This window comes from Blautia hansenii DSM 20583, from assembly GCF_002222595.2.
GTDB classification, from domain to species: Bacteria; Bacillota; Clostridia; order Lachnospirales; family Lachnospiraceae; genus Blautia; species Blautia hansenii.
In genome coordinates this window covers 2813577-2827862 of record NZ_CP022413.2, presented here as the reverse complement: position 1 = coordinate 2827862, position 14286 = coordinate 2813577, and the positions used below count along the sequence as shown (strand labels likewise).

At 39.6% G+C, this 14286-nt stretch carries 11 protein-coding genes; 6 read left to right on the top strand and 5 right to left on the bottom strand.

Features of this window, described 5'->3' with window-relative positions; all coding sequences use genetic code 11:
* The first annotated feature begins 104 nt into the window (after positions 1-104).
* The 6 genes from CGC63_RS14245 (at position 105) to CGC63_RS14220 (ending at position 8898) form a co-directional block, all read left to right on the top strand.
* Positions 105-1268 carry a class I SAM-dependent methyltransferase gene (locus tag CGC63_RS14245; protein WP_040351191.1) on the top strand — a complete coding sequence of 388 codons (1164 nt, stop codon included), beginning with the start codon at positions 105-107 and terminating at the stop codon, positions 1266-1268.
* Positions 1269-1284: 16 nt separating this feature from the next.
* Positions 1285-3729, top strand: a complete 2445-nt coding sequence (locus CGC63_RS14240) for a hypothetical protein (protein ID WP_003022306.1) — start codon at positions 1285-1287, stop codon at positions 3727-3729.
* Positions 3730-3746: 17 nt separating this feature from the next.
* Positions 3747-4865, top strand: coding sequence for an aminopeptidase (locus tag CGC63_RS14235; protein WP_003022308.1), 1119 nt, complete (start codon positions 3747-3749; stop codon positions 4863-4865).
* 104 nt (positions 4866-4969) lie between these two features.
* Positions 4970-6361 carry an asparagine--tRNA ligase gene (asnS, locus tag CGC63_RS14230; RefSeq protein ID WP_003022310.1) on the top strand — a complete coding sequence of 464 codons (1392 nt, stop codon included), beginning with the start codon at positions 4970-4972 and terminating at the stop codon, positions 6359-6361.
* A 9-nt stretch (positions 6362-6370) separates the two neighbouring features.
* Positions 6371-7435 carry a metallophosphoesterase family protein gene (locus tag CGC63_RS14225; protein ID WP_003022312.1) on the top strand — a complete coding sequence of 355 codons (1065 nt, stop codon included), beginning with the start codon at positions 6371-6373 and terminating at the stop codon, positions 7433-7435.
* A complete protein-coding gene (locus tag CGC63_RS14220; protein ID WP_003022314.1) occupies positions 7432-8898 on the top strand; it encodes an AAA family ATPase in 1467 nt (488 codons plus the stop codon). The genes CGC63_RS14225 and CGC63_RS14220 overlap by 4 nt, the downstream gene beginning before the upstream one ends.
* A gap of 78 nt (positions 8899-8976) precedes the next feature.
* Here the strand turns inward: CGC63_RS14220 and CGC63_RS14215 are convergent, their stop codons facing one another.
* The 5 genes from CGC63_RS14215 to murC all read right to left on the bottom strand — a co-directional run bounded on the left by CGC63_RS14215 (position 8977) and on the right by murC (position 14201).
* Complete coding sequence (locus CGC63_RS14215; protein WP_003022315.1) at positions 8977-9195, bottom strand: hypothetical protein; 219 nt, start codon at positions 9193-9195, stop codon at positions 8977-8979.
* Between the two features lie 82 nt (positions 9196-9277).
* Positions 9278-10471, bottom strand: coding sequence for a ribose-phosphate pyrophosphokinase (locus CGC63_RS14210; RefSeq protein WP_022239522.1), 1194 nt, complete (start codon positions 10469-10471; stop codon positions 9278-9280).
* A 2-nt stretch (positions 10472-10473) separates the two neighbouring features.
* A complete protein-coding gene (locus CGC63_RS14205; RefSeq protein ID WP_003022318.1) occupies positions 10474-11460 on the bottom strand; it encodes an ATP-binding protein in 987 nt (328 codons plus the stop codon).
* A 16-nt stretch (positions 11461-11476) separates the two neighbouring features.
* A complete protein-coding gene (locus tag CGC63_RS14200) occupies positions 11477-12505 on the bottom strand; it encodes a DnaD domain protein (protein ID WP_003022319.1) in 1029 nt (342 codons plus the stop codon).
* 316 nt (positions 12506-12821) lie between these two features.
* Positions 12822-14201, bottom strand: coding sequence for a UDP-N-acetylmuramate--L-alanine ligase (gene murC, locus CGC63_RS14195; RefSeq protein WP_009246871.1), 1380 nt, complete (start codon positions 14199-14201; stop codon positions 12822-12824).
* Between the last annotated feature and the right edge of the window lie 85 nt (positions 14202-14286).

The window sequence follows — 14286 nt, the reverse complement described above, 5'->3', positions numbered from 1 at the left end:
CTGCCTGTTTTGGGGTTGCGGATTTTTAGCAAAGCTTTTACAATAGTAATAGCCTGCGAACATTTGTGCAGGATACGGGGAAATACAAGATACAGGGGAAAAACATGGATAAATTAAAAGAACTTTTAGATAAATATATAAATGAAAAGCTGAAAAAAGCCGTAATTAGTAATGCCAGAAAAAAAGATGGAATATCAAAGCTTCAGGTGCGTCCCATTTTGTTAAAAGGGGAGCTTGTTTATCAGGTGACCAGAACAGAAGGCCAAAAGGAGCTTCATGAAAATTTTGATAAAGAAAATGTGGTTGCATATTTAATTCGCCAAATGGAAGAAAACTTCAAGCAGCTTCAGTTAGAAACAAGAGAAGTTTCTGCATCTGCGCTGGTGAGCAAAAAAGGCAAAGTGACCATTAAGGTAAAAGAAAATAAGGGAAAGGCAAAGGAAGAGTATGTACCTATGCTTTCTCATAATAGAACCAAGAATTATCTTTTAAAAGAAGGCGTACCTGTTCCTTGGCTCGTGGACTTAGGTGTCATGAGCCAAGACGGTAAGGTGAAAAATGCACGTTATGATAAATTTAAACAGTTAAACCGCTTTTTGGAATTTATTGAGGATGTGCTGCCGAAGCTTCCTAAGGATAGAGAGGTACAGATTATTGATTTTGGGTGTGGAAAGTCTTACCTTACCTTTGCCATGTACTATTATTTAAAGGAGCTGAAAGGGTACGATATCCGCGTTACAGGACTGGATTTAAAAGAAGACGTAATTAAAACCTGCAGCAAACTGGCAGAAAAATACGGATATACAAAGCTTCGTTTTCTTCAGGGGGATATTGCTTCTTATGAAGGGGCAGATAAGGTGGATATGGTGGTAACACTTCATGCCTGTGATACAGCTACGGATTATGCATTGGCGAAAGCTGTGAAGTGGGGAGCGTCTGTTATTCTTTCTGTGCCATGTTGCCAGCATGAATTGAACAGACAAGTATCTAACGAAGCGTTGCAGCCGGTACTGGAATATGGAATTTTAAAAGAACGCTTTGCAGCTTTACTGACAGATGGTCTTCGGGCACAGATGCTTCAGAGCAAAGGATATGATACACAGATTTTAGAGTTTATTGATATGGAGCATACACCTAAAAATCTGCTTATCCGTGCAGTGAAAAACGAAAATAAGAAAAATGATATACAACAGCAGGGAAAATGGGAAGCATGTGCAAAGGCATTTCATGCAGAGCCCACTCTCCAAAAGCTGTTGTTTGAGAAATAGACAGGAAGGATTTTAAATGAAAAAAAAGCTAAGAAGAATTTTGATTTTGTTTTTTATCTTTATTTTGGGTGTGGCAGGCTTCAGCTGCCTTATGAACAGCCAGAATACAGATAATAAAACAGATTTGCAGACGGCGTCAATTCCCTGCATGGCAATGAAAATCGGCGGTATGCCAGTCAACCGCATGTATGGATATAAGGATGATATGCAGGCAGATTTTATGCGTGATACCCTGACACCTTTGGGAACGGATAAAACCTTGCAGGTCAGCATTACACCGTATAATCAGAAGATAGAGAGTCTGGTATATGAAATCCGCACTTCCGATGGCAGCAAAGTCATAGAAAATAATAAGATTAACCATTTTGAGGAAGAGGAAGACGGAACATTAAGCGCTGCGTTTACTTTGCAGAAATCCATATTGATGGATCAGGAGTATGCGCTGAATTTTACCTTAAAAACAGAGCATGGCAGTTGGAATTATTATACAAGACTGATACAAAGAGCAGGACTTAGCACAGAAAAATACATTGAGTTTGTGAACAGCTTTTATACAAAAACCTTCGAGGAAGAAGGAAAAGGAGAGCTGAGAACCTATTTGGAAACAGATAATTCCGGAGGAAATAACAGCTTTAACGATTTGAATATTCACTCTACTTTGGACATGGTTACATGGAAAGAGCTGGAACCGGAAGTCAGCAGACCGGGAATTCCTTCTATTAAAGATATCAATGCCAATACAGGAAGTCTTTCCATTACGTATTACATGACGGCTGAAAATGAAAAGGGCGAGATTGAGCGTTATCAGGTAGATGAGTTTTATCGTATGCGTTACGACCAGACCAGAATAAGACTTCTTGATTTTCACCGAAGTGCAAAGCAGGTGCTGACAACAGAGCAATCCGTTGTAACAGAAGGTCAGTTGAATTTAGGTGTTACAGATAAGGACGTGCAGTATTTGTCTGACAGCACAGGGCAGATTGTAGCTTTTGTACAGCAGGGTGATTTATGGTCTTATAATTTAAAAACTAACAAATTAAGCTGTATTTTCAGCTTCCGTGATTTGGGTAGCAACGATGAAAGAAATGACTATTCTCAGCATGATATTGAGCTTGTGCGGGTAGAGAAAAACGGTGACATGGACTTTGTTTTATACGGATATATGAACAGAGGACAGCATGAAGGAAAAGTAGGAACTGCCGTTTATCATTACAGCGCCGAGCAGAATGTTGTAGAAGAAAGGTTTTTCCTTTCCAGTATAAAATCCTTTGAATTTTTGAAACAGGAGCTTGAAAAGTTTACTTATATCAGTAAGAACGGATATTTTTACAGAGTTTTGAACGGAGATTTATATCAGTTTCACATGGAAGACAAAGAATATAAAATTTTGCAGGAAAATGTGAAAGATGATTGCTTCAAGGTATCAGAAAGCGGCAGATATGTGGCATGGCTGGATGGTATGGATGTAAATAACGGTACGTCTATTACGATGATGGATATGGAAACACAGAAGCAGAAGAAAATTCAGGCAGAAGAAGGTACAAAGCTGCGAGTGTTTGGATTTATGAACGATGACCTTGTTTATGGTATTGCCGGTGACGGCGATATCGTAGGCGGACAGTTTGCCATGAATGAAATCCGTATTCAGAATTTAGCAGGCGAAGTAAAGAAAACCTACCATGAAGACGGATATTATGTGATGGATGTGAAGTTTCAGGATAATTTGCTTGAGATTATAAGAGCGCAGTGGAATGGAGAAAGCTACGAAACGGTTACCAGCAGCCAGATTTTAAACAATGTAAGAGATAAGCAGGATAAAACCTTTGCTGTGGCGCTTATGACAACTGACAGACAGGCAAATATTATCGGCTTGCAGTTTGAAGGCGGCAGCAAACAGGAGCCCCTTGTTATGGAAGCAAAATTTATGGAGAACACAAAGGATGTTGTTCTGAATATGGAGCAGAAAGAGAAGAACAAGGAAGAATATTATGTATATGCCATGGGAAAACTATGGGGGATTTATGAAAATGCAGCAGAGGCAATCCAGACAGCCGATACCAACGCAGGAGTTGTACTCAACCGAGCACAGCAGTATGTGTGGGAAAGAGGCAATACAGCAGATAAGGCAATGCTTGCTCTGGGAGATATTCCCGATGCAGTGAAAAAAGCTCCTCTGAGTGCAGACGAGTTGGAAAAAGAGATACAAAAGCAGGGACAGGCTGTGGATATGACAGGCTGTACACTTTCTCAGATTTTATATCAAACCGGTGCACAAAGACCTGTGATTGTAAAAGGTGAAGGCGGAGCTTCAAAGGTTATAGTAGGCTTTGACGGCTATAACACTTACTTATATGACCCGTCTTCTCAGACAACAGCTCCTATGGGTATGAATGACAGCACAAAGGTATTTGAGGAAAACGGAAATGTTTTCATTTGTTATATGGAAAAAATTAATGAATAAAAGAAAGGGAAAAAATTATGGATGAAAGAATTAAAAAATTAGCAAAAGTATTAGTAAACCATTCTTGCAGAGTTCAAAAAGGAGAAAAAGTTTATATTCATTACGTGGGATATGAAACAAAGGCGCTGGCAAGACAGCTGATAAAAGAAGTATATGAGGCAGGGGGAATTCCGTTTCCACATTTTACAGATGCACAGGTAGAAAGAGAAATGCTTCTGCACTGCACAAAAGAGCAGCTTCAGCTTATGGCAGAAGTTGACGGACAGGAAATGTCTCAGATGGATTGCTACATTGGTATTCGCGGAGGCGATAACGTATCTGAAAAGTCTGATGTTCCGGCTGAAAAATTAAATCTTTATGAGCAGTATTACAGCACACCGGTTCATGGAAACATCCGTGTGCCAAAGACAAAATGGGTTGTTTTGAGATATCCAAATGCTTCTATGGCACAGCTTTCCAACACAAGTCTGGAGGCCTTTGAAGATTTCTACTTTGATGTATGTACTTTGGACTACGGCAAGATGGCAAAGGCTATGGAACCTCTTGTAAAATATATGGAAAAGACAGATAAGGTGCGCATTACAGGACCGGGAACAGACCTGACCTTCTCCATTAAAGATATTCCGGTTGTTCCGTGCAGCGGGGAATGTAACATTCCTGACGGTGAAGTGTTTACAGCCCCGGTAAGAGACTCTATAAACGGAACCCTGTCCTACAATACACCATCCGCATTTCAGGGCTTTACTTATGAAAATATCTGTCTGGAATTTAAGGACGGTAAGATTATTAAGGCAACAGCCAATGACACAGAGAGAATTAACAAAGTATTTGACATTGATGAAGGAGCACGTTATGTAGGGGAATTTGCCATCGGAGTAAATCCTTACGTATTAAATCCTATGAAGGATACACTTTTTGATGAGAAAATTCAGGGCTCTATCCATATTACACCGGGCAGATGCTATGAAAATGATGCGCCAAACGGCAATCATTCAGCCATTCACTGGGATTTGGTGTTAATTCAGAGACCGGAATACGGCGGAGGAGAAATCTATTTTGATGATGTTCTGGTTCGTAAAGACGGAAGATTTGTAGTTCCTGAGCTGGAATGTCTCAATCCGGAGAACTTAAAATAGCTGTTCCATCCTTTTTAGCCTTGCACTGAACAGGGCAATGAGATATACTATAAGGAAATTGCAAAGCTTTTTAGCATACGGATTGATAAGAAGGAGATAAAGATATGCAGTTAACAACAGTAAAAGAGATTTACAGAAACAGAGAAGAATATCTGGATAAAGAAGTTACTGTGGGCGGTTGGGTAAGAAGTGTCCGTGACTCTAAAACATTCGGATTTATTGTGCTTCATGACGGAAGCTTTTTTGAAACCTTACAGGTTGTATACCATGATACAATGGAAAACTTTCAGGCAATCTCAAAATTGAATGTAGGTGCAGCTATCGTAGTAAAGGGAACTTTAGTTGCAACACCACAGGCTAAACAGCCTTTTGAAATTCAGGCAACAGAGATTATGGTAGAGGGTGATTCAGCAGCAGACTATCCGTTGCAGAAAAAACGCCACTCCATGGAATATTTAAGAACAATCTCTCATTTAAGACCGAGAACAAATACTTTTCAGGCGGTATTCAGAGTGCGTTCTTTAATTGCTTATGCTATTCATCAGTTCTTTCAGGAACAGGGATTTGTATATGTGCACACACCATTGATTACAGGAAGCGACTGTGAAGGTGCGGGAGAAATGTTCCAGGTTACAACCATGGACTTAAATGACATTCCGAAAACAGAAGAGGGAAAAGTGGATTTTTCACAGGATTTCTTCAAAAAACCTACAAACCTTACAGTAAGCGGACAGTTAAACGGAGAAACTTTTGCACAGGCATTCCGTAACATCTATACTTTCGGACCTACTTTCCGTGCAGAAAACTCCAACACAACACGTCACGCAGCAGAATTTTGGATGATTGAGCCGGAAATGGCATTTTCAGATTTAGATGACAATATGGCGCTGGCAGAGTCCATGCTGAAATATGTTATCCGTTACGTTCTGGAAAACGCACCGGAAGAAATGAACTTCTTTAACTCTTTCGTAGATAAAGGACTTTTAGACAGATTGAACAACGTATTAAATTCCGAGTTCGGACACGTTACTTATACAGAAGCCATTGAAATTCTGGAAAAGGCAAACGACAAGTTTGACTATAAAGTATACTGGGGCTGTGATTTACAGACAGAACATGAAAGATATTTAACAGAGCAGGTTTACAAACGCCCTGTATTTGTTACAGATTATCCAAAGGAAATCAAAGCTTTCTACATGAAACAGAACGAGGATGGAAAAACAGTTGCAGCTATGGACTGCCTTGTTCCGGGAATTGGTGAAATCATCGGAGGAAGTCAGAGAGAGGACTCTTACGAAAAATTAAGCCAAAGAATGAAAGAAATGAACTTAAACGAAGAAGATTACGGATTTTATCTGGATTTGCGTAAATATGGTTCTACTCGTCATTCCGGTTTTGGACTGGGATTTGAAAGATGTGTTATGTACTTAACAGGTATGCAGAACATTCGTGACGTTATTCCGTTCCCAAGAACTGTAAACAACTGTGAATTATAAAGGAGTATTATGAAATTTTTCCATATAGCAGATGTACATCTGGGGGCAACGCCGGATAAAGGCTTCCCTTGGAGTTATGACAGAGGCAGGGAAATTTGGGAAAGTTTTCAAAATGTTATCAGGCAGGCCGGCAGAGAAAATGTCGGTCTGTTTCTCATTGCGGGAGATTTATTCCACAGACAGCCTTTGTTAAAAGAATTAAAAGAAGTAAACGCTCTCTTTGCATCTATTCCCAATACTAAAATTGTTCTCATTGCAGGAAATCACGATTACATAAAGGAAAATTCCTTTTATAAAAAGATTTCATGGGCAAAAAACGTTTTCTGGCTTTCTAAGGAAGAGCTTTCCCATGTGGATTTTGCTGATTTGGGTGTTCGAGTATATGGTTTCAGCTACCATAGCAGAGAAATTTTAGAGGCAAGATATAATCAGATGCAAATTTCTTCTTCTCCTATGCCTGTGAATATTTTGCTGGCTCACGGAGGAGACGAAACGCATATTCCCATTTCAGGGGATACGTTTTTGTATACACCCTTTGATTATGTAGCGTTGGGGCACATTCACAAACCGCAGGTTTTACAGAAGAATAAAGTGATTTATGCAGGCTCTTTAGAGCCTCTTGATAAAAATGAGACAGGCGCTCACGGTTATATAAAAGGAGAAATCCGAAAAAAGGAAATTTACACAGAGTTTGTATCTTCATCTATAAGGGAATATAGAACTGTTTCCATACAGGTAGGAAAAGATACCACACAGTTTTCTTTAGAAAATGAAATACGGAAAACTATTGGGGAACAGGGAGAGGAGCATCTTTATACCATTCTTTTGGAAGGGAAAAAGCCTGTCCATACAGAATTTTTTACAGATGCTTTTTATAAGCTGGGGAATGTCAGAGAGATAGAAGATAAGACCACAATGGCATATTCCAAGGAACAGCTAAAGGAAAATTATAAGGGCAGTATTATGGAGGCATATCTTGCATTATTTGAGAAGGAAGAGCGTACAGAAGAAATGGAAAAGGCATTTCAATATGGCGTAGAGGCGCTTTTAGAGTCAGGGGAGGAGCTATTATGATTATCAATCGTCTGATTTTAAAGAACTTTGGAAAATTTCAAGGAAAAGAAATTGAGCTAAAAGAAGGAATAAACATTCTTTTCGGCGAGAATGAAAGCGGAAAGTCCACTATTCACGTATTTCTTCAAAGTATGCTGTTTGGCATGAAAAGAGGCAGAGGAAAAGCTTCCAAGACAGATATTTACAGCCGCTATATGCCATGGGAAAACGGGAACTGGTATGAAGGCAGTATGGTGTTTACCTGTGGAGAAAGAACGTTTCGTCTGGAAAGAGGCTTCGGAAAATTTGCAAAAGCGCCTATTCTTGTCTGTAAAACAGACGGAGAGATGCTTTCCGTGGAGCATGGAGATTTGGACATGCTTCTGGGAGGCATTACAGAGAATGTTTATGAAAATACAGTTTCTGTCGGACAGGCAAAAAGCCGGACGGAAGAGGGACTTTTAAAAGAAATCCGTGATTACCTGTCTGAATTTCAGGGGACAGGAGACTTTCGCTTTCATCCGGAACAGGCAGTGGAGATTTTAAAGAAGCGCAGGAAAGAGTTGGAGCAAAAGGAGAGGGAAGCTCTTGCAGAAAAGGAAAAGCAGGAGAGGGAAAGTGCTTTAAAAATTCATCTTGAGGAAGAGGAAATAGAAAATATTCAGAGAAAATTAAAAGAGAAGCTTTCAGGGGATGCTTCTGCAAGAGAAGTACAAGAGAGGGGAAAAGGAAAAATCATTCTTTTGGCAATATTACTTTTAGTCGGAGCAGTGTTGGGCGTATGGGTTTGGAAAAGCCCGATAATGGCGATTGTACTCCCGCTTTTGCTGTTGGGAATGTATTTTGGACTGTCCTATCTGTTGTCACAAAAAAGGAAAAGGGAGCAGCAAGCTGCGAAAAAAGCTAAAACAGAAGAACGGAGAAGACTTTTAAAAGAAAGCCTTCAGGAGCGGCAAATGAAGCTTGAAAATCTGAAAGAAGCAGCAGCAGAGAGAAAGCATGATTATGATACAATAGAAAAAATACGCAAGGAAATACAGGCTGTTTCTATTGCAGAAGCTAAGATAAAAGAGGCAGCAGGAAATCTTCAGAAGCTTACAGGTCAAAAACTACAAGATGAAATCTCAGAAATTTTTGCACAGATAACAGGAGGGAAATATAAAAGAGTTCTTTTGACAGAAAATTTTGAAATTTATCTGGATACAGGAGAAAAATACCTTCAGCTTTATCAGGTGAGTTACGGAACAGCAGAACAGGTCTATTTGGCGCTTCGGCTGGCATGCGGTACAATCTTATGTCAGGAGGAGGAGCTTCCTCTTATTCTTGATGAGACTTTTGCCATGTATGACGAAAAACGCCTGATACAGGCTTTGAAATATATTAGTCAAAGGAAATCTCAGGTAATCTTATTCAGCAGCAATAAACGGGAAATACAGGCTTTAGAGAAGGCAGGAATACCTTTCTCTTTATCAAAGCTTTCATGAAAAGAGCCCCGGCAATACAGCCGAGGCTCTTTTCTGTTAGAAAGGAGGTGTTGACTCCGATATAGTATGAAGAAAAAATTAGCAATGATAATGATGTTTAAAATGTGTATTTTCATATTCTTCCATTTTAATCTTCACATAATTCCATGCCGTATGAATTGCAGGTGCCAGACCAGCAATTAACAAAACCACAGTTACAAGGCTGATATCCTGTGTAACCTGATAAACATAGCCGGCATACAAAATTGCAAATAACGCAGTACAAACACTTAAAATAGGGATAAATTTATCTTTCATAGTGGCACCTCCTGACGCTGAAAAATATATGAACTTTTTCTTTTATTATAATCCTAAAATCTGTTAATTTCAAGATAAGATTTTATTTTTTCAGACTTTCGCTATGTTTTTTCAGGAGTTTATTGATACGTTCAACAGGGTTCAAAAGTTTGCTGATAGAACCGTCATGATTTAAAGTATCAATAATTAAGGCAATATATTTACTCATATCACAGTTTACATAATAAGGTTTTTCCAACAGCTCATCTGTCTGGTATACCAGATTGGTAGTGAGCAGACGGTCAAAAGTACCTTCCTTGTAAGCCTTGTCAAATCTTTCCAAACCGTTGGTGAAAAGACCAAAAGTGGAGCACATAAAGATTTTCGCAGCGCCTCTTTGTTTCAGGAGTGCAGCTACCTCTAACATACTGTCACCGGAGGAAATCATATCATCGATGATAATCATGTTTTTTCCGGAAACGTCAGCGCCTAAGAACTCGTGAGCAACAATAGGGTTTCTTCCGTCTATGATTGTGGAATAATCACGGCGTTTATAGAACATACCCATATCTACGCCAAGTACATTTGCAAGGTAAATCGCACGTCCCGTACCGCCTGCATCAGGGCTGATAACCATTAAATGGTTGCTGTCAACAGCCAAATCAGGCTCTGCACGAAACAGTCCTTTGATAAACTGGTAAGCCGGCTGAACTGTTTCAAAGCCGTGGCGAGGGATTGCATTCTGTACACGAGGGTCGTGAGCGTCAAAAGTAATGATGTTGTCTACACCCATATTAGTCAGCTCCTGAAGCGCCAGAGCGCAGTCTAAAGACTCTCTGCCTGTTCTTTTGTGCTGGCGGCTTTCATAGAGAAACGGCATAATTACGTTTACTCTGCGGGCTTTTCCTCCTACGGCAGCGATAATTCTCTTTAAATCCTGAAAATGGTCATCCGGTGACATGTGGTTTTCCTGTCCGCAAACCTTGTAAGTAAGGGAATGGTTACATACATCTACCATGAGGTAAAGGTCATCACCACGTACTGACTCACCCAGAACACCTTTGGCTTCTCCTGAGCCAAAACGAGGAGTCTGTGCATTTACTAAATAGGACTCTCTTTGATAGCCTTCAAATTTCAGGTCATTTTTTTCCTGATGGTCTCGGTCTTTTCTCCAGTTCACAATGTAATCGTTTACCTTGTTTCCCAGCTTTTCACAGCTTTTTAACGGAATAATACCAAGACGTCCCACAGGAAGGGAATCTAAAGGGGTTGCAGTTTTTGGTGGCATTGGTGACATTTTCATTTTCCTCCTAAAAGTCTTTTTTGAATTCTTATGTCATTTCCGACCAGCTTCAGCAGGGTGTATTTGCTGGTGACTCTGGAAAAGGTTCTTTCTGAATAGGTATCCAGAAAATCTTCCATAGTAAGATTGGTAGAAATAACAGTTGATTTTTTATTGATAATTCGCTCATTGATGCAGCAAAAGAGCTGAGAAGAAATAAAGCTGTTGGTAAGCTCTGTGCCTAAGTCATCAATAATGAGCAAATCACAGTCGAAAACAAATTGTGCCATATCGGCGGCTTCTGCGTCCTTTTCAAAGGCATTTTTAGACAACAAATCAAATAAATCGAAAGAAGTAAAATATAAAACAAAAAAAGAACGGTCTAAAAGTTCTTTTGCAATACAGTGGGTAAGATAAGTCTTTCCCACACCGGTATCTCCGTAAATAAGGAGATTATTGCCAGAGGGGAAGTCGTCAATAAAATCCCATGATTTTTCATAAGCATTTTTCGCAGAGTCTAAAGAAGTAATTCCGCTGGAAGCATCTGTAAAATCAGAAGAATAATAATCAAAAGAAAAATGACTGAAATTCTCTGTGTTCAAGATGCTTCGGATATTAGACTGGGTATACAGTAAATCAACGGCAGCCTTTTGGAAGCAGGCACATTTTTCAGAACCGATGTAGCCGGTATCCTTGCAAAGAGGACAGTCATAGTGCATATCCAGATAATCCTTAGGATAACCGTTTTGTGCAAGAATTGCTGCACGTTCCTTGGAAAGCTGCTGTATTTTTTCAGAAAGATTAAAGTCCTCCTCTTTTACAGCGCCAAGGACAATGCGGGCTTTTAAAAGTCCAAGAGCCGCAATTTCCTTGCGGATTTCTGCCAGTCTGGGCATTTTTTCTTCTGCCTGTGCAATTCGTTCACTTTGTTCATGCTTATGAAGAAGCTGCTTTTGATTATAGCTGCGCATAAGTGCGTCATATTGAAAGTTTTTAAGTGACACAGTAAATCTCCTTACCTTATTTGTTCAGAAGTTGTTTTTCAAGCTCTGCCATGTTGTAATTTCGCTGATGGAAATTGTTAAATTTATTCTTTGACGGAGCAGGCTGAGGTTTGGATGCCGTAGTTTTGGCAGCCTTTTTCTGCTGGAAGCTCTGGTCTAAAGCATCGATATCAGATAAATGATGAACCCCCTTTTTAAACCAGCTTTCTAAAATACTGTCAGCATAAGAAAAGCTTGCTTTTCCCGTTGCAAGAACTGTGCGATTACATGCTTCGGAGATAATTTCCAGCGTAAATCCATACTGGTTCAGCCATAAATTCATGTATTGGATTTCCTTATCCAGAGGATTTCGGTTTTTAATACCAAAAGCTCTTAATATAGTAAAATAATTTTTGTTATAGAGGTTTGTTTCCTCTTTTGCTTCGGTGACGGTGGTAATATTCTGCTCTGCCCAAGCAAGCCCCACCTTCTTAATATATGCCATACTGGTGCTGCCCTTAGACACGCAATATTCAATCAGGTATTCCAGCAGGTCTGAAGAAAGCTTTACCTCGTCATATAAATAGAGTAAAGTCTGCATATCGGTAGGGGAAAGATTTTTTCCCAGATATTGTTCCGCAATGAACAGAAGCTGCCGCACTTCACTGTTATTTTTCAGCTCTTTGACTTTATCCGGTGTAAGTGAAAAATCGGCGGATACTGTTTTTTCCGCAGTGACTGCAGTTTCATTGAGCGAAGCTTGCTTTTCCTTTGGAGAATGAAATACAATTTCCCTCAGATTTCCGTTTCCGTCAAAAACAATGTCCAGCACACCGCAGTTTTTCCAGTAGCGGAGAGCTCTCTGAATATCTGCCTCTGTACAATTAAAAGCATCAGCGATAGAGGATAAATTTAATGCAGTTCCTTTTCCGGATGCGTGACGCAGAAGATAGAGATAAATTTTAACAAATTCTCCATTAGCGGACGGCATATAAAAATCCAGAAAAGAATTAGAAATAAAGGTAAATTCCTCCGGAAAGCTGTTATAAACTTTAAATTGTCCCATGTTACACTTCCTTTACGTTTCCATACTATCTTTATAATCATGTTCAGTATAGCACAGAACTTTTGAAAAGAGAACCAGCTTTTTTTTCGACAGCAAAAAACACAAGAGGATAAAGAAATTTGTGGGAAATGTGGATAATGTGGATAAAAAAGTGGATGGCTTTTTATTGCAAACCTAAAATTGTCGAAAAAATAAGGAATTTAACATATTTTTGCTTCAACTGCTGTCGAATTATGTCAACTATATAATGCACAAAAAAATCCACATGCTCAGGGGTATGAACATGTGGAAGACTTAGTGGATAGTGTGGATAACTCTATTGACCAAGGATACTTTCGCCGATTTTATACACATCTCCGGCACCCATAGTTATCAACACATCTCCGTTGATACAATTTTCTAATAAAAATGCTTCAATTTCATCAAAAGTAGGGAAATAATAAGCTTTTCCGCCTCTTTCGTTGATTTTGTCACATAAGTCAGAGGAAGAAACTCCCAGATTATCCGTTTCTCTGGCAGCATAAATATCTGCTAAAATTACACGCTCTGCGGTTGCAAGCACATCTGCAAATTCATCCATCAGGGCTTTTGTACGAGTGTAAGTATGAGGCTGGAATACACACCATGTTGTTTTATGCGGATAATTTGCGGCTGTTTTTAAGGTTGCCGCAATTTCTGTCGGATGATGTGCATAGTCGTCAATAATTGTGACGCCGGCTACTTTCCCCTTGTACTGGAAACGGCGGTCTGTTCCGCCAAAATGCAGAATTCCACGTCTTACAGTATCTAAGTCAAAACCAACCTTCTCACCTAAGGCGATGGCAGAGAGAGCATTGGATACATTGTGAAGTCCGGGTACGGCAAGAGAAAATCTGCCGATACACTGTCCTTTATGCAGACAGTCAAAAGAAGCGTGTGCTGTTTCATCAAAAGTAATATTTGCCGCAGTGTAGTCCGCAGCTTTTTCCAGTCCATAAGTAATGACTTCACACGGAAGCTTGTCAGTGATTTCTTCTACATTTGGAATATCGCCGTTAATAATCAAAGTACCGTCGGCAGGAAGCTTTTCTGCAAATAAACGGAAAGAGTGGCGAATGTCATCCAAATCCTTAAAGAAATCCAGATGGTCCGCATCAATGTTTAAAATAATGCTGATTTTCGGGAAAAAGCTTAAAAAGCTGTTTGTGTATTCACAGGCCTCAGTTATAAATGTTTCGGAATTTCCTACACGGATATTTCCATGAATGGCAGGAAGAATACCGCCTACGGAAATCGTTGGGTCAGCCTCAGCCTCTAAAAGTACGTGAGAAATCATAGAGGTCGTGGTTGTTTTGCCGTGAGTTCCTGCTACTGCAATGGGAAGACGGTAATTTTTCATAATCTGTCCTAAAAGCTCTGCACGGGTAATCATAGGAATACCTTTTTCTTTGGCACAGGCAAATTCCGGATTATCCTCGTGAATTGCCGCTGTGTATACCACAAGGTCAATATCGTCTGTAATGTTAGAAGCTCGCTGGCCGATATAAATTTTTGCCCCTTTTTCTTCCAAATGCTGAGTAAGTTCAGAGACTTTGGAGTCAGAACCGGAGATTGGGAAAGCTTCTCCCAAAAGTATTTCCGCAAGTCCACTCATACTGATACCGCCGATACCAATGAAATGGATGTGAAGCGGTTTATGAAAATCAATCTGATACATAATAATCCCTTCTTTAAAATATATTTTATTTCCTATTATAATCAAGTTTCTTTAAAATGGAAACCCCTTATTTGAAAAACGGCTG